This window comes from Pseudorhodoplanes sinuspersici (assembly GCF_002119765.1).
Taxonomy (GTDB): Bacteria; Pseudomonadota; Alphaproteobacteria; order Rhizobiales; family Xanthobacteraceae; genus Pseudorhodoplanes; species Pseudorhodoplanes sinuspersici.
Window position 1 is genome coordinate 428,595 of sequence record NZ_CP021112.1, and the last position, 23,420, is coordinate 452,014.

22 protein-coding genes are annotated in these 23,420 nt (G+C 53.8%); 5 read left to right on the forward strand and 17 right to left on the reverse strand.

The features are described 5' to 3' along the window. Window positions 1-21: 21 nt before the first annotated feature. From CAK95_RS02100 to CAK95_RS02135, 8 genes are all read right to left on the reverse strand, one after another. The gene (locus CAK95_RS02100; protein WP_086086320.1) at window positions 22-528 is read right to left on the reverse strand and encodes an aromatic-ring-hydroxylating dioxygenase subunit beta; all 507 of its coding nucleotides are present in this window, start codon (window positions 526-528) and stop codon (window positions 22-24) included. A 10-nt stretch (window positions 529-538) separates the two neighbouring features. Beyond that, a complete protein-coding gene (locus CAK95_RS02105) occupies window positions 539-1,822 on the reverse strand; it encodes a Rieske 2Fe-2S domain-containing protein (RefSeq protein ID WP_086086321.1) in 1,284 nt (427 codons plus the stop codon). 128 nt (window positions 1,823-1,950) lie between these two features. Then, entirely contained in the window at window positions 1,951-2,847 is an 897-nt protein-coding gene (locus CAK95_RS02110; protein ID WP_086086322.1) for a LysR substrate-binding domain-containing protein, read from the reverse strand. A 656-nt stretch (window positions 2,848-3,503) separates the two neighbouring features. Then, window positions 3,504-3,734 carry a hypothetical protein gene (locus tag CAK95_RS29690; RefSeq protein WP_086086323.1) on the reverse strand — a complete coding sequence of 77 codons (231 nt, stop codon included), beginning with the start codon at window positions 3,732-3,734 and terminating at the stop codon, window positions 3,504-3,506. 429 nt (window positions 3,735-4,163) lie between these two features. Beyond that, window positions 4,164-4,817: an isochorismatase family protein gene (locus CAK95_RS02120; RefSeq protein ID WP_245303591.1), complete on the reverse strand. Its 654-nt coding sequence runs from the start codon at window positions 4,815-4,817 to the stop codon at window positions 4,164-4,166. 252 nt (window positions 4,818-5,069) lie between these two features. Next, window positions 5,070-5,690, reverse strand: a complete 621-nt coding sequence (locus tag CAK95_RS02125; RefSeq protein ID WP_086086325.1) for an NADPH-dependent FMN reductase — start codon at window positions 5,688-5,690, stop codon at window positions 5,070-5,072. A gap of 16 nt (window positions 5,691-5,706) precedes the next feature. Beyond that, entirely contained in the window at window positions 5,707-6,942 is a 1,236-nt protein-coding gene (locus tag CAK95_RS02130) for an LLM class flavin-dependent oxidoreductase (RefSeq protein WP_086086326.1), read from the reverse strand. Window positions 6,943-6,963: 21 nt separating this feature from the next. After that, window positions 6,964-7,785, reverse strand: coding sequence for an alpha/beta fold hydrolase (locus tag CAK95_RS02135; protein ID WP_147413699.1), 822 nt, complete (start codon window positions 7,783-7,785; stop codon window positions 6,964-6,966). A gap of 252 nt (window positions 7,786-8,037) precedes the next feature. Here CAK95_RS02135 and gcvA point away from each other — a divergent pair, with 252 nt between their 5' ends. Beyond that, on the forward strand, window positions 8,038-8,958 hold the full coding sequence (gene gcvA / locus CAK95_RS02140; RefSeq protein ID WP_086086328.1) for a transcriptional regulator GcvA: 921 nt from the start codon (window positions 8,038-8,040) through the stop codon (window positions 8,956-8,958). 40 nt (window positions 8,959-8,998) lie between these two features. Here the strand turns inward: gcvA and CAK95_RS02145 are convergent, their stop codons facing one another. After that, entirely contained in the window at window positions 8,999-10,009 is a 1,011-nt protein-coding gene (locus CAK95_RS02145) for an LLM class flavin-dependent oxidoreductase (protein ID WP_086086329.1), read from the reverse strand. Between the two features lie 60 nt (window positions 10,010-10,069). Here CAK95_RS02145 and CAK95_RS02150 point away from each other — a divergent pair, with 60 nt between their 5' ends. Next, window positions 10,070-10,888 (forward strand): IclR family transcriptional regulator, encoded by an 819-nt coding sequence (locus tag CAK95_RS02150; protein ID WP_086086330.1) that lies wholly within the window; start codon window positions 10,070-10,072, stop codon window positions 10,886-10,888. A gap of 29 nt (window positions 10,889-10,917) precedes the next feature. Here CAK95_RS02150 and CAK95_RS02155 read toward each other — a convergent pair whose 3' ends face one another. Genes CAK95_RS02155 through CAK95_RS02170 form a run of 4 tightly spaced genes read right to left on the reverse strand, consistent with a single transcriptional unit; the run spans window position 10,918 to window position 15,708 of the window. Beyond that, entirely contained in the window at window positions 10,918-11,625 is a 708-nt protein-coding gene (locus CAK95_RS02155; protein ID WP_086086331.1) for an ABC transporter ATP-binding protein, read from the reverse strand. After that, the gene (locus CAK95_RS02160; RefSeq protein WP_086086332.1) at window positions 11,622-13,397 is read right to left on the reverse strand and encodes a branched-chain amino acid ABC transporter ATP-binding protein/permease; all 1,776 of its coding nucleotides are present in this window, start codon (window positions 13,395-13,397) and stop codon (window positions 11,622-11,624) included. Before CAK95_RS02160 ends, CAK95_RS02155 begins: the two co-directional genes overlap by 4 nt. A gap of 1 nt (window position 13,398) precedes the next feature. Continuing rightward, window positions 13,399-14,436 carry a branched-chain amino acid ABC transporter permease gene (locus tag CAK95_RS02165; RefSeq protein WP_086086333.1) on the reverse strand — a complete coding sequence of 346 codons (1,038 nt, stop codon included), beginning with the start codon at window positions 14,434-14,436 and terminating at the stop codon, window positions 13,399-13,401. A gap of 48 nt (window positions 14,437-14,484) precedes the next feature. Beyond that, window positions 14,485-15,708, reverse strand: coding sequence for an ABC transporter substrate-binding protein (locus CAK95_RS02170; RefSeq protein WP_245303592.1), 1,224 nt, complete (start codon window positions 15,706-15,708; stop codon window positions 14,485-14,487). A gap of 43 nt (window positions 15,709-15,751) precedes the next feature. On the opposite strand from CAK95_RS02170, the gene CAK95_RS02175 reads away from it, so the two are divergent. Continuing rightward, window positions 15,752-16,552: an IclR family transcriptional regulator gene (locus CAK95_RS02175; protein ID WP_086086334.1), complete on the forward strand. Its 801-nt coding sequence runs from the start codon at window positions 15,752-15,754 to the stop codon at window positions 16,550-16,552. Between the two features lie 22 nt (window positions 16,553-16,574). Here CAK95_RS02175 and CAK95_RS02180 read toward each other — a convergent pair whose 3' ends face one another. The 4 genes from CAK95_RS02180 to CAK95_RS02195 all read right to left on the reverse strand — a co-directional run bounded on the left by CAK95_RS02180 (window position 16,575) and on the right by CAK95_RS02195 (window position 21,204). Then, window positions 16,575-17,588 carry an aldo/keto reductase gene (locus tag CAK95_RS02180; protein WP_086086335.1) on the reverse strand — a complete coding sequence of 338 codons (1,014 nt, stop codon included), beginning with the start codon at window positions 17,586-17,588 and terminating at the stop codon, window positions 16,575-16,577. A gap of 191 nt (window positions 17,589-17,779) precedes the next feature. Then, a complete protein-coding gene (locus CAK95_RS02185; RefSeq protein WP_245303593.1) occupies window positions 17,780-18,799 on the reverse strand; it encodes a Bug family tripartite tricarboxylate transporter substrate binding protein in 1,020 nt (339 codons plus the stop codon). A gap of 427 nt (window positions 18,800-19,226) precedes the next feature. Further along, window positions 19,227-20,132 (reverse strand): ABC transporter substrate-binding protein, encoded by a 906-nt coding sequence (locus CAK95_RS02190; protein WP_157699505.1) that lies wholly within the window; start codon window positions 20,130-20,132, stop codon window positions 19,227-19,229. A gap of 13 nt (window positions 20,133-20,145) precedes the next feature. After that, window positions 20,146-21,204, reverse strand: a complete 1,059-nt coding sequence (locus tag CAK95_RS02195; RefSeq protein ID WP_086086337.1) for a hydroxyacid dehydrogenase — start codon at window positions 21,202-21,204, stop codon at window positions 20,146-20,148. 330 nt (window positions 21,205-21,534) lie between these two features. Here CAK95_RS02195 and CAK95_RS02200 point away from each other — a divergent pair, with 330 nt between their 5' ends. Both CAK95_RS02200 and CAK95_RS02205 read left to right on the forward strand, forming a co-directional pair. Further along, window positions 21,535-22,446, forward strand: coding sequence for an ABC transporter substrate-binding protein (locus tag CAK95_RS02200; RefSeq protein WP_245303594.1), 912 nt, complete (start codon window positions 21,535-21,537; stop codon window positions 22,444-22,446). A gap of 46 nt (window positions 22,447-22,492) precedes the next feature. Beyond that, a complete protein-coding gene (locus tag CAK95_RS02205; RefSeq protein WP_147413698.1) occupies window positions 22,493-23,101 on the forward strand; it encodes a hypothetical protein in 609 nt (202 codons plus the stop codon). The last annotated feature ends 319 nt before the right edge of the window (window positions 23,102-23,420 follow it).

Genomic DNA, 23,420 nt, shown 5'->3' on the forward strand with positions numbered 1-23,420 from the left:
CGCGCCATGCTCCGCGGTTTGCTAGATCGGAACAACCATCAGGATGTCGATCTGCCGCGAATCCAGCACGACGATGCGCTCCTGAAATTTGGCAACACCTTTCTCGACGACGATGACATCGAGATATCGGCCCGTCGCGAATGGCTCGGCTCGTCCGTCCTGCATGATACGGGCGACCTGAAAGTTGCAGCGCGCATTATAAGTGCCTTGCGTCGCGCCCATCGCGAACAGCGGTCGATTGACCATATGATTGTAGCTGTGCGGTTCGAATATATTCGCGGTATGGAACGCCTTCACGCGATCCGCCATCATACCGCGACCGACACAGCGGATGATTCCGATTGGAAGGCCGGCGTCGTAATTCTCCTTGGTCGTGAGATGATACATCCCTGACTCGGTGAAGAATTGCGGCCAGCGCTCGATGTCCTCGTCATCGAGCGCGTAGGCATAGTCGAAGATGAGATCCTCAAGAATTTCCCGAAGGGCCGGATCGAACTGCTCTGCGCCGCGGCTTGCAATCTTGTTCATCTGCCGCTCCTCAGAATCCCATAATTCCGCGATAGCCCTGCCAGAAGCCGCGAACCGCGGTCTCCGTGGCGCGTGACTGCTTTTCCGACGCGACCTGCCGTCCGCCCATCTCCATGAACGAGGCCGATTGCGGACTTGTCCGCGTTCCACGTTGAACGAACTCATTGATGCAGCCATCTTCGAGCGAGACGAGGCCAGCGGCGCCGGTCAGATTGCTCTGCATGACACGCATATTCGACTGCTCTTCGGAATCGCGCTCGTAGCCGAGGTAAATCCAGAACAACTCGGTCTTGTCGACACCGCGCGGAGCAAAAAATCGGATCGCCAGCGAGTTCAGCGTGAATTGCACGCACAGATTGGGGAAGATGGTCTGGATGCTGTGCGTGATGCCGTCGTCGAATTCCTCCCATGCCTCCAGCAAGCCCGGCCCCTCCAATGCCGAGTCGTAGTTGGCAGAATGCACCTTCGACTGAGCGTATTCTTCCGCCTCGGTCATCTTGGCGCGACGTGCAAAACTGATGTGGTGCCACTTGCGATCCGACAAGATGATGCCGCCGTCCATATCGAGCCGGTTGACCTTGAAGGTCGTGTAGAACGTGTGCAGCAGCGTCGCGTGATAGGAATCGCGCAGATTTTCGGCGTAGAGCTTCCAATTGTTATGGATGATCTGGCTATGGGTGCCGAGGACGCGCAACGGGCGACCGAGGTTGCGCTTGATGAAGTTCGCCATTTCGTCACCGAGATAGCTTTCCACCCCGCCGATATCGTCGGCGAAGGTGCCAAACACCATGCCGCAAAAGATCTCCACTTTGAGCGGCTGCAGGCGATGGTTCTCAACCTTGAAATCGGCGGGCATCCCGCCATGGCCGCGAATACCGTTGCGAAATGCAACGCCTTTCAGGCGGCCATCGAGTTCATAGTTCCAGGCGTGATATACACAATTGAGAGTGGCGACATTGTCCTTCTTCTTCAGGCAAACCAGCGCACCCTTATGTGCGCAACGGTTGACCAACGCGTGTATCTTGCCCTCGCGGTGGCGCGTGACAACGACCGGGATTTCGCCAACCGTTGTCGTGCGATAATCGCCCGGATTGGGAATCTCCACTTCGAGGCAGAGAAAGCTCCAGACCGGACCGCGGAAAATCCGTGCCTGCTCCAGTGCATAAATCTCCGGATCGGAAAACAAGCGATACGGCGCCCTTGTGACGCCCTCGGCAGGCCATTCAAACGGTTCGGACAGGGGCGCGGTCGGGTTTGCCGAAGCTGTGGCAGATTGCGGCGAAGCAGCAGACATAGCGTTTCCTTCTAATCGCCGGCGTGATGCCGCCCGGCTCTTTAGAAACGCTATCAACGGGGGATTGAGTGAGCCAATAACGGCTCAAGGCAAATAAATAAGTTTTACTTATTACCAATTCCCGCCGGTTAGCGCCCACGCAATGTCCGCCTGACTTTTTCGACGAATGAAACGACGGCTGGCGCGGGCTCCGATTTGCGAAAAACGAGAGCGAGATTAGACATCTCCTGGATGTTGGCCAGCGGCCGGTAAACGATGTCCGGGATCGGCAACGTGCCGAGCGACTTTGGTACAAAGGCAACGCCGAGACCGGCACCGACAAGACTTGCGATCGCCGCAAATTGTTGTGCGCGTTGGGTGATACGCGGCACGAACTGGTTCTTGCGACAGATATCCTCGACCTGCGCATGGAAGCCGACGCCTTCCATGTAACGCATCGCGATGAAGGATTCCTCCGCCAGCTCTGCGATCGGAATGGCGCGCCGCTTGGCAAGCCGATGCTCCGCCGGTATCGCGACGATGATCGGCTCGCTGAGTAATGTGAGCGACGTCAGGCCGACGGGCCATTGTTTCACCGGGAGCCGCAGGAAGCCGATATCGAGGTGCCCGCTTTGCAGATCATCGAGCTGCTGGCGGATGCCCAGCTCATGCAAATGAAGATCAACATTGGGATTGGTTTTGCGATAGGCCGAGATCGTGCGGCTGAGAATTCCCGAGAACGCGGCCGACCCGACATAGCCGATTTCGATCAGCCCCTTCTCGCCGCGACCGGCTTGGCGAGCGATCAGTTCGGTTCGCTCGGCCTGTTGCAAAGTCCGAAGCGCCTGTTCGAGGGTCAATCGCCCCGCGACCGTCAGTTGGACCGACCGCTTGGTGCGGTGGAACAGGCGTACGCCGAGCTCACGCTCGAGGTGCTGAATGTGCTGAGTGAGCGCCGGTTGAGCAATGCCGAGACGCTCCGCAGCACGACTAAAGTGCAGTTCCTCAGCCAGAACCGCCAAGCATCTAAGATGACGAAGTTCCACAATGGCTATCTATTACACTTTCGCACTAACAATCCAAGGAAAGCCTTACGCGTGGTGAAGAAAACATTTGATATGCAAATTTATACGCACTCACGATGCTGATGGAATTTTATCAGATATCCGTTCAGTGATCATAACTCGTGGAAGGTCAGTATTCGCACGCGGGAGTGACGGCATCAACGACGCCTCACATATGAGAAGAGAGACTTTTCTCAGAAATCGCGCTACCAACTCTCCTAAGCTGGCGATTGCATTGAACCAAGGCGCGACATAGGGACCACACCATTTCGAGCATTTGACATGCTGGCGTCTTCCCTCCTCTGCAGCCTGCATTTACTCGATCAAGTCTTCTATTTCGGCTTTGATCAGCAGCGCTGTTGCTTTTGAGTAAAAGCGACACATCGTAAAAGTGCCGCCCGCGATATAGAGCCCCGGCTGCGCGGTGTGCACCCACATGTTGCGGAGTCCATTGTCCGTGCCCAATCCCCAGAGCGGTCCTACACTTTCAGCCATTTCAGTGCCAAACAGGCTTTCGACAGCTTGTTGAAGGGCCGATAACTGGTGCCAAGAACTATGAGGTCGGTCTTTAGTTCTTCCCGTCAGTGAAGACCACCCCACTCTACAAGCCTTTCAATTTCGACCCCGGGGTTGAGTTTTTATCTTGCCTTCAATGATAAGCTCGGATGCCCCACATCGACGTAGCACCCTCCAAGATAGCGGACGAGTTTCAAGAAGAAGCCTGTTTCATCCTCTCCGTTGTCGAGCTTGACTCCTACGTTTTCTAGTCCCTGTAACAACTCCCGGTCGGCCTCCGCCATCTTCTTGCTGAGCGGGCCACGCAGTCTTCGCAAAAGATCGTGTGGCACGGATGCCACCATCAGATCCATGTCTCCGACTGGACGAACCCCTCATTATTTCGATAGGCAGGACACGCGATCGCTGACTGATCAACTGACGACCGTAGTAAAGAACGCTGAATCATAGTGACGTCCGCGCCTCGCAAGTAGGCCTCCTGCGCAATATCGTGAGCACTGGTACCTGATCCAACTACCAGGACAGTTTTTCCTGCAACGTCAACGTCGCTACCGTGCTCGCGAAAAGTAATAAAATAGGCTAACATAAGCGTACAATTGCCGAATACACGCATCTCAACTGCTATGAGATAGTGGTCTCAATCGCCACACAAAAACCGTGCCACCTTTGCAAGAGGACGCACGGTTCTGCAGTGCAGATCACGATTGACACTTCTTTGCTTCTGTCAATCAACTCCAATAACGTCATTCTATTCGAGCGCCGAGCCACGATGAGCCCCGCTTCTAGGGAACGTAGTTGTTGTGACCAACCCTGCGCATGTATTGAATTGTCTCCTCCAACGAGACGACATCGGCATACTTCGCGTTGAGATCGAACAGGCTTTGATCATGAGCTTTCTTTGAACGATCTCCTACCGCTTCGCTCACCACCATTGGACGAAAGCCGCTTTGGACAGAGTCAACGGCCGTCGCCCGAACACAACCACTTGTCGAGCAACCGGCAATAATTAGAGTGTCCACTCCCTGGCTGGTCAGCCGCGGAGCAAGATCTGTTCCGAAAAAGCAAGACGAGTATTTCTTTAGGAGCATGCCATCCGATGCACGCACATCTAGACGTTCGTCAATTTCGTGCCCATTGGTACCTGCAGCCAAGTCGGCTATTCCCCTCATTTTTAGGCGCCAAATACCGGCATCGCGATTGTCCGTCTCGTCATATCGGACAGTAGAGAAAATCACAGGAAACTTTCGATCGTGAGCGACCGCCAACAACTTCTGCGTCGCAACGATTTGCTCACTAAGATCAGATCCTAGCGGCCTACCCGGATCAGTGAACGCTCTAATAATGTCGATAACAATCAGCGCCGGATGAGATCCAAACCCAATTCTCATACCGAAGCCCCGTCTGGCGAAGATTTCCTCCTCGTTATCTGTGCTCAAGCGAATCTCCTCCGTCGTCGATCGGCTCATTTTATGCGAACACCATAACTTCTCTAATGCGCCCCCGCGCAATGGCTGAAATCAATGCCAAGAGCGCGCATTGAACCTATACCCTCTCATGGAGAGCCGATCGACTTTAACGTTGTCGATCACACGGCTCTACTATGTCCTCTTTCTTGCTCCGGCAACAATCGCTCAGTTCTGCGCTCTTACGCGCAGAACCTCCAAGGAACTCACTCGGTTCTACAAGCATCAGGCAGCGGCCGCCGACCTCCTTAGCGTAGCAAAATCGACGACTTGTCGTCCGACAATATGAAGTTGAGCTTCAATCGTCGAGTCTACGCACCGCCCATTGAAATCGAACGGCGCATTAACGGTGTTTATGACCACACCCATGGGAGTCGGCCAACCGCGCAGCGAATGCACAATTGAACGCATGGCGGCCAGCGTCTGACCGCCAGCTTGCCAACCTGCGCAAGTCACGACACAGCCAACTGCAATCCCATCAAGATAAGTGCGCTCGGCTTGGCGAAGATCTTCTGTGTAATCAATCGCGTTCTTCACGAGACCCGAAATTGACCCGTGATAAGCGGGCGACGCTAGTATTAGCCCATCACACCGCTTTAATGCCTCAACCAGCCTTAGTGAGGCATCGCTTCGCTCGCCTTTCTCCGGCGCATAGATTGGCACATCGAGAGCAGGGCCTGCGAAAATCTCAGTATCGGCACCCTGCTTGCTTGCCGCCTCAAGCGCTAAGCGCAGCGCGTTCTCGGTGCTTGAGCCAGGCCGCGCTGTCCCTCCAAGTCCAACTATCAGCGGCCGAGCACTGCTATTAGACCGTCCGCCCAGGTATAGGGTATTATCGGAGTTCATTGCTGCTCCACAGTATCTAGGTTTGGGCAACCAAGGCTGATTCCTCGAAGCGCTTTACCAATTCCTCTGTCTGGCCGCCCTTGTCGAGTTCAGCCAGGCGCGGAAGCACTTCTTTACTGAAGAGAGTCATGCTTTTCGTCGTGTCCTCATGACTCAGCACTCCTCCGTGCATCATTGCGAGCAGATGACCAAATCCGCCAACATAGTCATACAACTCGCGTATCTGCTCGAACACTTGGTCGGGCGTTCCCGCAAACACTGCACCTGCCTTTATCAGTTCAGGTATCGACGCCGTCGAATATCGAACAGGATTTCCGTCTCGGTCTGTCTGGAATGCAGATCCTGTGATCCCTTGTTGTCCGCGCCTCACCTCCGCCACCCTTGCCGCGACAGGCTGATAACCAGGCGGGTTTCCGAAAGATGGATGAACAATTCCAGTTGTATCCAAGTAGCCCTTTACCTGTCGCGCAAAGCGCTGACCCTCTTCCTCAGTGTCGCCAACGCCAACTAAAACCATGTACCCGAACCGATCCAGCGCTGGAGCCGGTCGACCAAGATCGGCGAGATGTGCACGGTAGGCGCCGAAAATGCTTCTGCCACTTCTCGCATTAATGCCTGCGGCGACGACATACCCGCGGTCCGCAATGGGTCGCACACTGTGAGGAGAGAACGCCGTAATCCAAATAGGCGGACACGGCTGCTGGAAGGGCCGTGGCCAGATATTGACGTGCCGGAAATGAAAGTGATTACCCTCCCAATTGAAAGCACCATCATGTGTCGTCAGCGCCTTGACGATTAGGTCGTGCGCCTCCCAGAACCGCTCTCCGATGCTGGCAGGATTAACATTTGCAGGCGCAATCTCGGTTGGATATCCCTTTACGAGACCAAGTTCGAGACGCCCCCGCGACACGAGGTCCACATAGGCGGCCTCTTCCGCAACGAGCACAGGATCATGCCGGACGCCGATCGGCACACCCAACGTAAGCAATCTTGCTCGCTTTGTTTCTCGTGCCAACATTGCCATAGGCAACATTGTTGAGGCAGTAACGCATGTAGGCGTGCTGTGGTGCTCGTTGACCCAGATGTTGAGGCCAAGCTCGTCACACAGCGCCCACTCATCAATGTACCGATTGATCAGTTCGGCACCGACATTCGGATCAAAATGCTTGTTCGGAAGCGTCACTCGGAGCGACCGTTGGTCCGCGTCCCACGCTTGTGGGTAGGGGTTCTCGGAAAAATGATAAACTTGCATTATTCACCCTCAATCGCACCGTTAAACAACACTTGCAGTCGGCGCGACACGTACATTGTAGTGGTCACGCAGAATGCGGACGAACTCTTCCGTTTGCTCTACGTGTGGAAAGTGGCCGGCACCATCCAATGTGTGATGAGTACAGAGAGGAAGATAGCTACTATACGCTGTGTAGTAGCCGTCAAAGACAACGCGATCTTTAGCGCCTGACACCAGAAGTGTCGGTATCTTAATTCGATGCAGCCAGTTCTTTAACTGTGGGTTGTGCATGTAGGGTTTCCAACAGAAGAACGCGAGGGATTCACGACTCCGGAAATACCCCGTCAGATCTTCGTCGCTCAATGATGCTAAATCCTGATACCCTTGGCTCGGATCCGCATAGGCAATCGCTCTGAACTCTTCATCTGTAAGAGCGAAGACGTCTTCTATGTCACGCGATTCTCGATCCCGCACTTTGATTCCAAGAGGAGCAGAAAGAACCAACTGCGAGAAGGCTGAGGAATTTCTCACCATCATCTCGGCCGCGATCCATCCGCCGAATGACGACCCGACAAGAACTCCATTCTTGATGTTCTGCTGTTCCACGAGGTCGAGATAGAGATACGCCAGGTCGGAGATCTCACGAAGACGCTCCCCCCGAGACCGCCGTCCGAAGCCCGGATGCCAAGGGGCTATTACGGTGAAATGCTTCGCGAGCGCCTTGATATAGGCGTCCGTCGGCACATCCGGCCCCTCTCCTCCATGAAGAAAGAGTAGCGTCGGCCCATTACCCACGGTGATCAGATCAATGTCGCAACCGCTTACAGACGTAGTCAGGCGACGCTCCGCCATGCTGTCATTCACCAAGTTCGTTTCCTCAATCTACGACCAGCTTCACCGACTGCCAGTATTCTTAAAGATTTGTCTGGCGGATCTGCTTTCTCAGAGCACTGCCGTTGGGAGACCAGCAACACACCTTAGGGAGAACACCCGCGTTAGCGCTGAACTCTCAGAAGCAATAGAATAAGAGCGGTTTTGACTGGCGATCGCAAATGAGTTATCGTCATTTATTCATTCCTCCAGCTCATCAACTCTAGCGGTTAATCGCCCTCCGCCGTGAAGCGAACCCTGCCATCATTGAGCACGCTTGCTGTTTTTGAGGCGGCCGCAAGGCACAGCAGCTTCACTCGAGCTGGAGAGGAATTGGGACTTACACAAAGTGCCGTTAGTCGGCAGATTGCTCATCTCGAGAGATTTCTTGGCGTGCATCTTTTTGAACGGATCAGACGACGCGTCGTTTTGACCGACGCCGGCACGACTTACGCAACCAAGATTCGGAGCGCGCTCGATCACGCGGAAGCCGCAACGCTACAAGTTCTCGCATCCAAGAGTGGTGAGCATGTTCTACACATTTGCTCCCTTGTAACGTTTGCATCGCACTGGCTTACGCCAAGGCTTGCATCCTTTGCGAAAGAACACCCCGACATCGCTCTTCAGATCTCAAGCTACCACCATCGTTCGTTCGACCTTGTGGCGAACGACGTTGATGTCGCAATCCATTACGGCGAGCCGTCGTGGCCAGACGGCCTCGTGGATCGACTTATGGAGGAAGAGATTGTTCCTGCCTGTAGCCCGTCCTATGCAAAATCGATAGGCCTTAGGTCAGCCAAGGGCCTCGGAAGAGCGACTCTACTTCAGCAGACCACACGGCCAGACGCATGGATTGATCTACTTGCGTCGTTAAAATGCAGCGATATTAATGCGTTGCGCGGACCACGATTTGCGCTCTATTCAATGCTGATCGAAGCAGCAATGGCTGGGCTTGGAATTGGAGCAATCCCCCAGTTCCTAATTGAAGATCACCTTGCAAACGGCCAACTCATCCGTCCCTTCAAGGGGTCGGTGCGAAGCCGATACACTTATTATCTTGTCTATCCAGAGGCGAAGCGACAGCTACGAGAAGTCAAAGCCTTCAGAACCTGGATATTGCGAGAGGCACGAAGAGAAAATTTCAAAGCTCGAAAGCCGTCAACCTAGATGTCGAAATAGGGCGCGTTCTTCGATCTGGTTCATTGGCTCATGCCGCACTTGCGGACACTTGGTTATTCACTGCCGGCGTCACTTCGCTCATAAGTCTGTTCATAGATTCATGAACTCGTTCGGTCGGCAAATTCCCAAAATTTTGTAACGTCATCACGTGTTGAACGCCCATCTGTTTGAGCGCAACAAGCTTATCCTCTACCGTCTTAACGGATCCAAAAAGATGGATGCCATTTTTCATTGCGTCATCATAAGTCGACTTCCGCGCGTAAAGTCGAGTGTCCACATAGAGATCGAAAGCATCTGCAGCAGTTTCGCGAGCCTTCTGGTCTGTTTCAGCAACATGCGTATGCAATGCGAGCGCTAGACTGTTGTCGTCCGCCGGCACGCCTGCTTCAACTCGGCCGCGACGGAATTCGGAAACAATTTCGGCAATGTCTTCGAACTTATCAACCGACGCATACGGAACACAAAGCAGATTATTACCTTGTTTTCCAACGTGGTACGCGGCCTCTTTACGCAGGACGGCAACATAGATTGGGACTGAAGCTTGGATGGGCGTGACGTTCAGCTTAACATCTTTGAAATTATGGTATTGACCGGCATGACTGCAACGCTTGCCCGAAAGCAGCTTTTTCACCGCGGCCAGCACTTCGTCGAAGCGATCACGCTTTTCAGCTGGATCAACCCCATAGCCCCCGAATTCGTGCGGTAGATACCCAGAACCGACGCCATACATAAGGCGCCCCCCCGACAAGAGGTCCACCATCGCGTAATTCTCTGCGATGGTAAGGGGGTTATGGAAAGTGAGGATTGAGATCGCCGTTCCCAATCGCAGACGTTGCGTGCGCTGCGCTATTGCCGCGAGCATAATGGCTGGGTTCGGCACGGCGCCGTATTCATGGAAATGGTGCTCTGCAACCCAGAATGTGTCATAGCCCAACCCATCAGCGAGGACAGCTTGGGAAATAACCTCTTCATAGAGCGCGGCCACTGATCGGTTATGAGACGGATAATGATCTTGCACGGAAAAAATCGAGAGACGCATGCCACCCTCTTTTACGTAATGTGATATCATTTACGTATTATGTAAATATGGGATCGATGCATGTCAACTTCAAAATCCGCCCCCGGTGACTCGGGTGAGGCTGCTGGACTCGAGCGCGGAGGCGTCCAATCCGTAGAGATTGGAATGAAAATTCTGAAGGTCCTCGCAGATGCGGGAGGGAGCGAAAACCTTGGAAAAATCGCGACTTCGGCCGGCGTGCCTCCAGCGAAAGCGCACCGATATCTAGTCAGTCTCATGCGTTCAGGATTTGTAGAGCGGGATTCAAAGAACCGGTACGTAGTTGGACCCGAGGCCCTTCGCATTGGACTTATCGCTTTGGCTAGGATCGATGTCGTCGAAGTAGCCGATGCTGAATTAAAGTTACTCAGGGATAAGATTCAGGGAGCATTGCTCCTCGCTATTTGGGGAGCCAGCGGGCCAACTATCGTCAGATGGATTGAATCAACTCGGGACGTGACCGTAAACGTCCGTGCGGGCTCCAACATGCCGCTTCTGCGATCGGCGACAGGCCAAATCTTTGCGGCTTACCTACCTGAATCGATTGTGTGGCCACATATTGACCGTGAAATAGACGAGATGAAACGCCGAAAGCTTGCCGCTCCGTCGCCAAGTGAGGTCAGGCGCCGCCTAGAGAAGGTGCGGACCGTAGGACTTGCCCACACGGGCGGGGAAATGCTGCCAGGCGTTCTCGCATTGGCAGCGCCACTATTTAACAATCAGCATGAGCTTGTGGGCGCGATCGCCGCACTCGGACCAAACGGCTTCTTCGATGACTCGATTGATGGTGAAAATGCTCACGAACTGCTGTACACGGCTCAGGCTATTTCGCAGCGCTTAGGAGCACTAATCACTGCTTAATATCACTGCGCCACAATTAGTTTAGCGCCTCATCCAAGATACGCGCGTTCGAGCCGGGGATCATCGAGCATTGCACTAGCAGTTCCCTCGTGCGTGATTGATCCTACTTCAAAAACATATGCGTAATCCGCCACCTCTAAAGCTGCGCGCGCATTTTGTTCAACGAGCAACATAGAGGTCCCCCGCGCCTTTAGTGCAAGAATAACTTTAAACACATCCTTGATGATAAGAGGAGCAAGTCCAAGGCTGGGTTCATCAAGCATGAGCAGTTTTGGATTAACCATCAGAGCTCGCCCCATGGCAAGCATTTGACGCTCCCCACCAGACAGCGTCGCAGCCATCTGTGTCCGGCGCTTCGCTAAAACTGGAAATAGATCGCCGATCTCATCGATCCGTCGTGACGCCGCTTGACGGTTTAACCTAAAACCTCCCAATCTCAAATTATCTTCGACCGAGAGAGAACCAAACAGTTCTCGACGTTCCGGAACGAGCGTCATTCCATCTGCTACACGCTGCTCCGTCGGTATCTTTTTTAGCGATTTCCCCTCAAATAGAATACTTCCTTGCGATCCCACAATGCCAATCAATGCATTTAGTAGAGACGACTTCCCCGCACCGTTAGAACCAAGCACAGCCACCACCGAGCCTGGCTCAACTTGCAGAGTACACTCACGAACCGCATGCACTCGGTCGTAGGATACGGACAGATTCATAACCTGAAGAATTGGACTTATCATGTGACGCCACCGAGATAAGCCCGTATCACTTCGGGATCAGCACGGATCGCATCAGGCCGGCCCTCAGCCAGCTTCGATCCGAAATTCATAACGATCAGCCGGTCGACCAAGCCCATTACAAACTCCATATCGTGCTCTACCATCAGGATCGTGATCCCCTCCGCACGTAGTGATTGTAATAACTCCGCAAGTTTTTCCTTCTCACTCTTTCGCAGCCCAGCGGCAGGCTCATCGAGCATCAGCAAGGCAGGTGAAAGGCAGAGAGCGCGGGCCACTTCAACGATGCGCTGCTGCCCAAGAGCAAGAGTTGTCGCAGGCTCGTACGCTAACGCAGAGAGCCCTACCCGCTCCAGCTTGTTGTAAGCTTCAGCGAAAGCCGCACCATCTTCACTTGAATTCAGCGCAAGTGTTCCCCGGATCGCACCCGATCGGGTGCGCAAATGTGTGCCGAGCACAACATTCTCAATAACTGACATTTCAGGAACAAGCTTTACGTGCTGGAAGGTCCGAGCCACGCCGAGCTGCGCGACGTCCCGCGAAATCCACCTGGAGATGTCCTGCCCTCGATAGACTACGCGCCCGCTGTCCGCCTGGATAACGCCCGTCAGAAGATTAAATGTGGTGCTTTTTCCTGCACCATTGGGGCCGATAAGGCCTACGACCTCTCCCGCGGATAACTGCAAACTCATATCTCTGACAGCATGCAATCCGCCGAATGATTTACTGAGACCTTCCACGTTGAGAAGTATTGTGTTTCTCTCGGGCAGTGGCGCAATGGGAAGCTTCGGCCCTTCCTCCATCTTGAACTTGCGCTTCTTCGAACTCTTCTTAGTCGTTCGTATAATCTTAGAAAACGACGGCCATACCCCCTCAGGAGCCCACTGCAAGAGCGCCACGAGCGCAATACCAAAAACGACCGCTTCAAAGTTCTGATTGCTCCCAAACACGTGCGGAAGGACGTTTTGTAGCTGATCTTGAGTCAGCGTGACTATCGCGGATCCAAGAAGCGCACCCCCAATGTTTGATACGCCACCGACAACTGCCTTTAGCACGTACTCGATACTTACACTGAGCCCGAACGGAGTTGGATTGATTGCACGTTGAAGATGCGCGAACAGCCACCCAGAAAGTCCTGCCAGACATGCGGAGTAGACAAAAGCAACCTGTCTGGCTGCTGTCGAGTTAATACCATTTGCTTCCGCAACAGTTCGCCCACCGCGGAGGGCTCGAACTGAACGTCCAACCCGACTGTACAAGAAATTGTGGGTCGCAAGCATGGAAAGAAGTACAGCCACTAGAATCACATAGTAGAACTCGCTCGGATCTCGGAGCGGCATTCCAAAGAATGAAACCGGCTTTATGGACGTTATGCCATCGAAACGACCTAGAAGATCTGAAACACCGAACGCATAGAAAAGCGTAATGCTCCACGCAATTGTCGCGAGCGCCAGATAGTGACCTGAAAGCCGTAACGTCACCACCCCAATTAAGTATGCTGAAAATCCTGTCAGCGCTATTGCGGGAATTAGCGCAACCCATGGGGATACCAGATTGGCAGACAGAAGAGCTGCCGTATACGCGCCTACACCAACAAATGCCGCTTGGGCAAAGGATGTAATCGATGCGCAACCGGTCAATACCACCACGCCCATAACAACGATCGTGCTTATACCGATCGTGTTGAGGAGGGTAATCCAGAACCTAGGGACAAACGGCAACACTGGAAGCAGCGCGAATAGAAAAATGATCGCTATTACGATTACCCTACGCATGTCATTCCTCTTCGTCGACGTGCTTTGACGAATAGGAGCGCCACAGCAGGATTGGCACCATCAAACTGAATACAATGATCTCTTTGTACTCACTCGACCAGTAGCTGGAAAATGATTCGATCACGCCAACCATGATCGCGCCGACAACAGCAACCGGATAACTTACCATGCCGGCGATGATCGCCCCGATAAATGCTTTCAATCCAATTACAAACCCGGAGTCATAGTAGACTGTCGTCTGAGGAGCGATAAGCACTCCGGCCAGAGCTCCGATAAAAGCAGCCGCCGCAAAGGCGATTCTTCCGGACCGGTCGATCGGAAGACCAACGAGACGAGCGCCTAGACGATTTACTGCGGTAGCAACCAGGATTTTACCGGACAATGTTCGGGAGAAAAACAGATATAGCGCTGCCACCAGAACCACGGTTACCCCGATTATCCACGTGGATTGACCGCTAATGTTCAACGCACCAAGCTGCAAAGACGCGCTGACCCACGACGTTGTCCGTGACCCTTCTGGCCCGAAGAAATAAAGACCCAGACCCGTCAGCGCCAAATGAACGCCAATTGCAGCGATCAATAGAGTTAGTATTGATGCATCGGCTATCCGTTGGAATGCAACGCGGTAAATAAAAGGCCCCATAAGCGTGACAATGGCTACGCTAAGAACAACTGAATAGAGCAATCCGAACTCGCGTGAAGGCAACCATACCGTAAGGCACAGCAATGCAAACGGCGCAACGATCGTTTCGAGCAAGAGCCCAACCAAGCCCCAGCCCCGATTCTTGGTCGGCTCGAGCCAGAGAGCAACGACAGCAGACGCAACCCCTAGAACTACCAGCAAGTATACAGTTGGAGGAACTTTTCCTTCCTCAATCATTGCCAGGGTAAGTGCACCAAATGCAATGAACTCACCCTGGGGAAGAAAAATGATCCTCGTCACTGCAAAAACAAGGATCAATGCCAGCGCGAGCAGCGCGTAGACGGCGCCGTTCACGATCCCATCCTGACAGAGGATAAGAAATATATCGGTATTCAAGATCCGCTCTTCTTATTGGAGGCGCCTAAATACTACTCAGCTTTCTCACTACTGGAGAAGCTTCCACTTGCCGTTTTCGATCACAACCATTACTCGCGCACGATTGTCGAACCCGTTGTGATCGTCCTTACTCATGTTCACTACCCCATGGGTGACCGGAACATTCTTAAGAGTTTCCAGGGCATCACGAAGAGCTGCACGAAACTCCGGTGTGCCCGGCTTCGCATTCTTAAGTGCAACAGGGATGGCCTTCTCCAAAAGAAGAGCAGCATCCATCGCGTGCGCGCCGAAAGTCGCGACACTCCCGGGACCCCATGTATCTTCGTATCTTTTTACGTAATCCAAGGCGATCGACTTCGTCGGATTGCTATCCGGAAGCTGGGCGGCCACTAGCATTGGACCAGTGGGCACAAAGGTCCCCTCAAGATCCTTTCCGCCAACGCGAAGAAAGTCCGTGTTGGCCACACCATGATTTTGGTAAATAGGCTTCTTGTAGCCCCTTTCACGAAGCGTCTTTTGCGGTAAGGCTGCCGGTGTCCCCGATGCAGCAATCATTACAGCGTCGGGATTTGCTGCAATAACTTTCAGCACCTGCCCGGTTACACTTGAGTCTGTTCGCGCATATCGTTCGGTAGCGACAAGTTTGATCCCGGCCTTTTCTAAGGCACGCGTCATCTCAGCCAGCCATCCATCTCCATAAGAATCACCAAAGGTCACAAGTGCGGCTGTTTTCGCTCCAGACTTGGCCATGTGCTCAGCTATCGCGTCGGCCATAACAAAATCATGCTGTGGCGTCTTAAACATCCACGCACGCTTCTCATCCATCGGCAAGACTATTCGTGGTGAGCTCGCTACCGAGATGAACGGCACCCTCGTTTCAGAGGCGACCTCCACCAACGCCAAGGAGACAGGCGTAGTACTTGAGCCAATGACCGCATCAACGTTCTCTTCTGCGATTAACTTGCGGGCGTTAGAAACACCCTTCGCGGTGTCGGACGCATCGTCCAAAACGATCCATCTGATCTTTTCCCCGCCTGCCTCGGTTGGAAAGAGTGAAATGGAGTTTCGAACTGGGATACCCAATGAGGCCGCCGGCCCAGTGGTTGAAATTGTGAGCCCGATCTTGACCTCCGCCGTGGCGGCATCGATCCCTGAGCACGCTGCTAAAATCAAAACCAAAAGCGTTGAAAGCCTGATCACACTCCCCTCCCTTACTTGTTGCGTTTCCTCGGTCGTTCTATCTATTTTGTAACGCGTTTCGTTTTTTTTCAAACGCGTCTTATTTTGTCAACCCTCTGGTCAGACAGGACCCCCCATGAAAACCGGCGCCACTGTGGTAGAGATCAACGAAAAATTTGGTGTTCAGACGGTGGATCTCGGCGTTCGCGTCCTAAGTGCTCTCGCGGAGTTGGGCGGCGAAGCTTCGCTTGCAGACATAGCGCGGTCCACCGGGTTAGCCCGAGCCAAAGTGCACCGCTACCTAGTAAGTCTCACGCGCTCCGAGTATGTGGAACAAGACAGTGTCACAAGCCACTACAGATTGGGCGGTGAAGCTCTGCGGGTTGGTCTCGTTGCACTGCAACGAGTCGATGCGGTCGAACTTGGCAGCCCTCTACTTCGGCAACTTGCCAATGACTTAGGGCAAACTGCGCTACTGGCCGTATGGGGTAGCGGCGGCCCGACAGTCGTTCGCTGGTTTGAGTCGCGCCAATTGGTCACCGTGAATGTGCGCATCGGGTCGGTCCTACCCGTCCTGCGCTCCGCAACAGGAAGGGTTTTCGCTGCTTTTCTGCATCAACGTGTTGTTCAGCCATGGATCAAGCGTGAGTTGAACTCGAACAGGAAAAACTTCCCTCAAATCGCGAACACGGGAATTGCAAATAAGATCATTGACGAAACACGGACGCAGGGGCTCGGACACGTCCAGGGCACAATGCTTCCTGGAATAGTATCTTTAAGTGCTCCTGTATTTAACGCCCAAAGCGAACTCGCAGTTGCAATGACTGTCCTGGGGCCTGTCGGCGCTCTTAATGATTCTCCAAACGGTCCGGTTGGGGCCGCACTAAAGGATGTAGCAAATAAGCTCTCACGTCGGCTCGGAAAAACGAACAGTTGACTTTGCTTTCCGGGGACATTTTTTACTTCGCGCTGCCTAGGACGGCTGCTAGTCCAGTCGACTTGGTTGCCTGCGCGGTGTAACAAGATTCGAGTTTCTTCAAATCTTCCAACGGCAACTCCAAATCTACCGCAGCAATAGCCTCATCCAAATGGGAGTCTTCGAGAACGCCGCAGATTAATGTACTAATGGCTGGATTCGAGAGCACCCAACTCATTGCGACACGCGCGACGGGTACATTCAGGCGTGCCGCAATGTCACTTGCGACGTTCAGAATTGCTCGATCCTGACTCGTTCCATAAAGCGAATGCGCCTTCGCGTCTGTTTCAGCCCTCAACGCATCGCGTTCACTCAAAGCGCCACCCGTGCGGTTCCCTGCGAGCCAGCCGCGAGCCAAAGGCGAATAGACCATTATGCCAAGATTTTCGTGCCGACATAGCGGAATTAGATCACGCTCATCCTCTCGATAACATAAGTTGTACTGAATTTGCGCCACTCTTGGCTTGGCGTTACATGCGTACTTTCCAAAATAGACGGCATGCGCCGCTTTCCAGGCAGGCAGATTAGAGAAGCCTACATACAGCACCTTGCCGCTGCGTACCAATTCCGCCATCACGCCCATTGTTTCTTCAATAGGAGTGAACGGATCCTCTTCGTGGATCATAAAAACATCAATGTAGTCAGTTTGTAGTCGCTTCAGCGATTCATGGACAGAATCCAAAAGGTGCTTCCGAGACAATCCTCGGTCATTTTGGTCAGGGCTCATCGGCAACCCCGCTTTCGTAGAAATCACAACCTTCTTCCGATCAGTAAGGCTACGAATCGCATTCCCTAGAAATTCCTCGCTGCGACCGTATGAGTAAAAATCAGCGGTATCGAAAACATTGATGCCCGCCTCCAGGGATCGCTTTACAAAATGCATCGAGGCTTCGGATGGCAGCGTCCATTTCTGCCACTCGCGTTCGCCAAACGACATCATTCCCAAACAAAGCTTTGAAACCTTGATCCCTGAATCACCAAGATTGGAATATTTCACGCGTTCCTCCGAATGCCCCGCGCGCACTACCGGTCAAAACCGAATCGCGTTCTTGCGATGAGGCGAGATGCATGCTGTCGGGTCCTGAGCCGCTAGGTACGCTGTACAGGCGTGTCAGTAGCTATCGAGGCATGGTGCGCCTCAATAGCGTCCTGATCGCTATCGCTCTCTGTACCGTGTCCGTTCGGCCGTTATTGTTTCGATTTTTCACCAGTGTCCTTGATGACTTTGGCCCATCTCGCGAGGTCGGACTTCACCAACGCAGTGAGATCGTCCGGTGTACTGGTCTTTGGTTCAATTCCTTGAGCGGCCAAGCGTTCTCGTACGTCTGGAAGAGTGAAGATTCTCCGAACCTCCTCGTTGATTTTCACCACGACATCCCGAGGAGTGCCCGCTGGTGCAACGAGTGCGATCCAAATGTCGGTTTCAAAACCGGGCAGGTCCTCAGAAACTGTAGGGACGTCTTGCAAGTACGGCAACCGCTTGTCGCTCGTAACTGCTACAGCGCGTAACTTTCTATCCTTGACGAGAGGAAGCATCGTATTGATGGCGCCAAACGCTAATTGAACTTGGCCTGAAATCAAATCGGTGATCATCGGGCTTGCCCCGCGATAGGGCACATGCTGCATCTTTACTCCGGCCATTGATGCGAAAAGATCGCCGGAAAGATGCTGCGGCGTGCCGTATCCGGCCGAGCCAAACGTCAACTTCTCCGGGTCACTTTTTGCGAGAGAGATCAACTCCTTAACCGACTTCACGGGAAGAGTAGAAGGGACAGCCAACAGGACCGGAATTGTTCCAACCAAGCTGATTGGCGCAAAATCTTTTAATGGATCGAATGGCGTTCCATCGTTCAGCGTGGGATTGATGGAAAGTATATTATTCGCGGCAATCAGGAGGGTGTAGCCATCTGCTGGCGATTTCGCTACGAGGTCCGCACCAATGTTGCCTCCCGCGCCCGGCTTGTTTTCAACGACAACCGGCTGCCCCCAAGCCTCCTGGAGCTTCTGAGCAACTGTTCGTCCGAGCACATCATTGCCTCCGCCGGCCGTAAACGGAACAATAATTCTAATCGATCGCGATGGGTAGTTCTGCGCAATTGCTTCAGAATGACCGATCATTCCGACAATCAATAGCGCAAATAGCCCAACAAGCGCGTCGCGCACTAAGCGTTCAACAGCGCCTCCGATTTTAAGGCTCTTCTTAGTCATAGCTATTCCACGATCACAGATGTTGATGATCTTAAGCGAACCGCTTTCGCCTAAGCGCTCTAACCTTGCCAGTTCACGAATTCTTTGAAGCAGAGATGCTTTCTGAAAAGCCGCCCAGTTCCATCGAAGTTGTAGGCATCATGCTGCATTGAGCCGGAGCGCAAATGCTCGTGTCCAGATCTTGATTTCTTCCACAATTCCCTCCCTGAAGAGCAGCTTCGCGCTGTCGATTATGTTTCTTAGCCTCTCAAGTCGCGACACTTAGTGTTCTAACCATCAAGACTCTTAGTTTTCTAAGTATCTAATCTAGATCAAGATGTCAAGAAGAGTCGATTGTGCGCCGCAGCAATACAGTGGCGGTGGCCGCGAGATTTCTAAAAGCCGCGCCCCTTAAGCAGGCGAATTCACAACAGAATATCGCCCTCAACTATTGTGATAGGCGCCTCGCTTCGCGCAGATAGTCCGGTTCCACGTAGGCGCCCGGATCGCGGGATGCTGCCTCTGGCAGGATCCGCTCTGCAATGAGGACATCGATCACCTTCGCTAAGCCTGGCTGGCTGATCGAAACATCGCGGGTAATAGCGTTTGTCTCTGTGTAGTATTCCCACGCCCGTTCGGCATACTTTAGGGGCGTGGGCAACTCCCTTGCTGCAATTTCTGCCGCGCCTTGCTTGTTACGAAACACCCATTCTGTCCCACGAATCATCGCTCTCAGGAAGCCAACGACCGTTGAACGGTTCGACCGCGCCCATCGGGTATCCGTATTAATCGACACAAACTGCCAATCTGGGATGTAATCGACAATACTTCCGAGATTCCTCAGCCCTACTTCCTCGGCAACGTAGCTCCACGGGATCGATTGGAGACCCGCATCAATCGTTCCGTCGATGAGCGCTTTGTGACGCGGGGGTACTCCACCGGTCTCCTTAACTCGATAATCGCGAGGATAACTGAGACCATGTTTCGACAACATTTCCTTGATCTGGAAGAACGTGCCTTCGGTCATATTTAAAATGCCGATTGTTGCTCCGCGCAGATCTTCGACACGCTCGAACCGACCCCTTGCGATTAGTGAATGAGTAAGCTTGCCGGTATTGCCGCCGATAATGCGAAGGGTCCCACCACTCACCGCATTCTCAATTGCCGCCTCGGGCGTGCCGATAACAATATTGAGGTCTCCACCCAGCAACAAAGGAACCTGCGACCGATTTCCGTAGATTATTGTTTCTACTTCGATCCCTTCGTTCGAAAAGTAACCCCTCTCGATCGCCGCCCAATAAGACACGTTGAAGAATGTCCGTGACACTATTCCCACGGTAAGTTTTGTCGTCATTTGTAAAGTCCCGCTATTGGGGCAGTTGCGCAGGGGTTGATCCAAAAATCTCCTTAAATCGCGCGCTATACCGAGACCAAGCCTGTGGGTTGACGAGTCTCGGAGGCACCTTTCCAGAGAACACATCTATCCACTGAGATGCTGCGCTTGACGCCATCATCTCCAACGCTTCATGGGTGATCCCAGCATTGTGGGGTGTCACAACAACATTATCAAACTGAAGCAAAGGGTGGTCATACGGGGTTGGCTCTTGGAGAAATACATCAATACCTGCGCCAGCGATGTAAGCTCGTGCGATCGCCTGAGCCAATTCTTCTTCGTTATGAATCCCACCTCTTGCGGTATTGATGAAGAAGGCGCTGCGCTTCATCAGTTTGAATTCCTCCGTTCCGAACATATCCAGCGTTTCAGCCGATCGCGGACAATGCAATGTCACAAAATCTGATCTCTCAAGAAGCTCGACTAGATTCGTTTTCTTGGCGCCGCGAGCTGCAATTTGATCCGAGGAGAGAAAAGGATCGTACGCCAACACTGTCATCCCAAATAGACCTCCACACAGTTCCGCGACTCTAGTCCCAATATGGCCTATTCCAACTATACCCACTGTTCGATTTGTGAGGTCATTTCCAGCCAAGGCGTATCGTTCAGCCGGGACCGAAGATCTCCGCATCATACGATCTGCCAGGCTGATCTTCTTTGATAAGCAGATCATAAGACCAAGCGTATGCTGGGCTACAGCCTCACGATTAGAGCCAGATTGATTAACAACAATCACGCCGGCGGCATCGCACGCTCCGACGTCTATGACATCGTGCCCCGCCCCCGTAGAACTCAGAGCCACTAAGCCAGGACATCGCTTTAAGAGTTCACCATTTCCAAACCAAGGAGCCTTAAGCTCGGTACGTGCTTGTACCTGATATCCATGAGCCGTCGCCAATTCTGACCAATTCTCTGCCTCTGGCCTTGAATATTTCAGCATTATCAGGTCGATGTTCGATTGCGGCTTGAGCATGCGCTCAGCGACGGGGGAGACCCACTTTTCAAAGAAAACAAGCTTGCTTTTTGTTGCCATTGAGCACCTGCGCTTACGAACCCTAGCCGTCCATCTTCATCAGCTAGGCTGGTCGGGCGACCCTCGCTAATAAAGTAAACTGTGCGCACCTCATGAAAGTAGCCCGGTTCATGGGCTCGAGCCGCGGCTTTTCTCCTAAATCACCAATGCACTAAAAGCATGGCCTTTACTTAGTGTTCTAAGTTTATATATTCGAAGACAACAGCGAATGGCAAGAACCTACTCTTTTCATAAGTCATCCGACGGGAGGCGCAGATTCCAAAACTATCTCTTTCGATCGCCATCGGCGATTACGACCGCAACCGCCCGTTGATCGATGGCGCCGTGCAGATGGATGGCGTTGATCCGGTATTCATGACGCTGTCGCCGGAAGAGATTTTCTTTCGCGCGTTCCGCAATGCCGATTTCGATATCTGCGAAATGTCGCTGTCGAGTTCGACGGTGAAAGTCGCCGACGGCAATTTCCCGTATGTCGGCATTCCCGCCTTCCTGTCGCGCTGTTTCCGGCATACCTCGCTCTATGTGCGCACCGATCGCATCAAGAAGCCGGAAGACCTGAAGGGCAAGCGTATCGGCCTGCCGGAATATCAGCTCACCGCCGTTGTCTGGGCGCGGGCGCTGCTGGAAGACGAATTCGGCGTGAAGCCGTCTGACGTCACCTTCGTGCGTGGCGGCATCGCCGAGCCGGGTCGGCCGGAGAAGATCAAGCTGAACCTGCCGAAGAACGTCACGCTCATCGACGCGCCGGAGGGCAAGACCATTTCCGGCATGCTGGCATCCGGTGAGATCGATGCCTTCATGGCGCCGCGTGCGCCGGCGCTGCCGGCGGATACGCCGAATGTCGGCTGGCTGTTCCCCGATCCGATCGTGGCGGCGAAGGATTATTATTGCCGCACCAAGATCTTCCCGATCATGCACATTGTCGGTGTGCGGCGCGAGCTGGCCGAGAAGCATCCGTGGCTGCCGGCCGCGGCGCTGAAGGCGTTCGAGCAGTCAAAGGCCAAGGCCGTCGCGCACCTCAGTGAGCCGTCGGCGACCAAGGTGACACTGCCCTTCGCCGAAGAGCGCGTGATGGAAGCCAAGGAACTGATGGGCGAGGATTACTGGTCCTATGGCGTGCCGGCCAACCGGCATGTGCTGGAGACGTTCTTCCGTCACCATCATGCGCAAGGGCTGTCGTCGAAGCTGGTGACGGTAGAGGATCTGTTCCATCCGTCGACGCTGGAAAGCGTCAAAGTTTAGATATCAGGACAGGGACCTACTTCTGGGCATGGGACGTTTTGACACGATGATCTCAGTCGGAACACTAGGCCGCTTTTGTGGTGACAGCCTCGGTCGCTTCCAAGGCTGCGCCAAGGACATGCAGCGGCGTCAGAAGGGGCTGATCGACAATGCGCAATGGCGCGCGCGGCGCCTGCGGCTGTCTGCACCCGTGGCGATCGCAATTACTTCGGCAACTGGCATTTCCGATTGCCCGAGGATGGGCGGTCGTGCCGCTTCGCCATGCTCCAGAGCGGCCGCAAGGCCAGCCAGAAGCTCGTTCGGCGTGCGGTTGATCTTGAACTCGCCGAGATACGCGGGCGCGCTGGCGAGGTTCTGCGCCAGGACACAGCAAACAGATCAACGCCACCTTCCGGTCGCCGGTACCAAGCTGCATGTAACGATCGACCAGCTGGACCTGCCGGACCATCCCGAGCGCCTGCGGCCTGTCAAGGCGATGCCCGGACGGGTTGTCGGCATCGACCTCAATCCTGGCACGATCGGCCTCACCATCGTCGAGAATGCGGAGATTGCGCGCCGCGGACTGGCGGCGCGCTGCAAGCTCAAGGATGTCCTGCCGGCTTCCGATGAAGGATGGCTGCGCGGCCGATGGAAGGAATCGCGCGCTGCTTGCTGAAATCGGAAGCTGGGCGGACCTTCGATGCGGTTTCAAAGCCCCGAAGCTTGGCATTCGCCGCCACATCCGGACGTCAGCCCGGATCCGGAAGCCCGTGCGACGCACGGGGTCGCGGTGCGACGGCTTGGCCGGCGCCGGCGGCCCGGACTGACCTGTCAGCGGCAAGTCACTCTGCAGACATCGTGCGGCGGACCTGATCGCCCGCTGGAATCCTTCAAACGATTCCACACGAAAATCCGGATAGCCGAATGTTCAACGCATCATTGTGATCACGGCACAAATCAGCCCATCACACGCTTGATGACGGTATCCAGACAAC

What these genes read in the sequence shown, in the direction of transcription:
- CAK95_RS02130 (WP_086086326.1), bottom strand. Translation starts at nt 6,942, where the DNA reads ATGCAAGTTTATCATTTTTCCGAGAACCCCTACCCACAAGCGTGGGAC.
- CAK95_RS02175 (WP_086086334.1), top strand. Translation starts at nt 15,752, where the DNA reads ATGAAAACCGGCGCCACTGTGGTAGAGATCAACGAAAAATTTGGTGTT.
- CAK95_RS02195 (WP_086086337.1), bottom strand. Translation starts at nt 21,204, where the DNA reads ATGGCAACAAAAAGCAAGCTTGTTTTCTTTGAAAAGTGGGTCTCCCCC.
- CAK95_RS02190 (WP_157699505.1), bottom strand. Translation starts at nt 20,132, where the DNA reads ATGACGACAAAACTTACCGTGGGAATAGTGTCACGGACATTCTTCAAC.
- CAK95_RS02185 (WP_245303593.1), bottom strand. Translation starts at nt 18,799, where the DNA reads ATGACTAAGAAGAGCCTTAAAATCGGAGGCGCTGTTGAACGCTTAGTG.
- CAK95_RS02125 (WP_086086325.1), bottom strand. Translation starts at nt 5,690, where the DNA reads ATGAACTCCGATAATACCCTATACCTGGGCGGACGGTCTAATAGCAGT.
- CAK95_RS02200 (WP_245303594.1), top strand. Translation starts at nt 21,535, where the DNA reads ATGGATGGCGTTGATCCGGTATTCATGACGCTGTCGCCGGAAGAGATT.
- CAK95_RS02105 (WP_086086321.1), bottom strand. Translation starts at nt 1,822, where the DNA reads ATGTCTGCTGCTTCGCCGCAATCTGCCACAGCTTCGGCAAACCCGACC.
- CAK95_RS02155 (WP_086086331.1), bottom strand. Translation starts at nt 11,625, where the DNA reads ATGATAAGTCCAATTCTTCAGGTTATGAATCTGTCCGTATCCTACGAC.
- CAK95_RS02150 (WP_086086330.1), top strand. Translation starts at nt 10,070, where the DNA reads ATGTCAACTTCAAAATCCGCCCCCGGTGACTCGGGTGAGGCTGCTGGA.
- CAK95_RS02160 (WP_086086332.1), bottom strand. Translation starts at nt 13,397, where the DNA reads ATGCGTAGGGTAATCGTAATAGCGATCATTTTTCTATTCGCGCTGCTT.
- CAK95_RS02145 (WP_086086329.1), bottom strand. Translation starts at nt 10,009, where the DNA reads ATGCGTCTCTCGATTTTTTCCGTGCAAGATCATTATCCGTCTCATAAC.
- CAK95_RS29690 (WP_086086323.1), bottom strand. Translation starts at nt 3,734, where the DNA reads ATGGATCTGATGGTGGCATCCGTGCCACACGATCTTTTGCGAAGACTG.
- CAK95_RS02205 (WP_147413698.1), top strand. Translation starts at nt 22,493, where the DNA reads ATGATCTCAGTCGGAACACTAGGCCGCTTTTGTGGTGACAGCCTCGGT.
- CAK95_RS02100 (WP_086086320.1), bottom strand. Translation starts at nt 528, where the DNA reads ATGAACAAGATTGCAAGCCGCGGCGCAGAGCAGTTCGATCCGGCCCTT.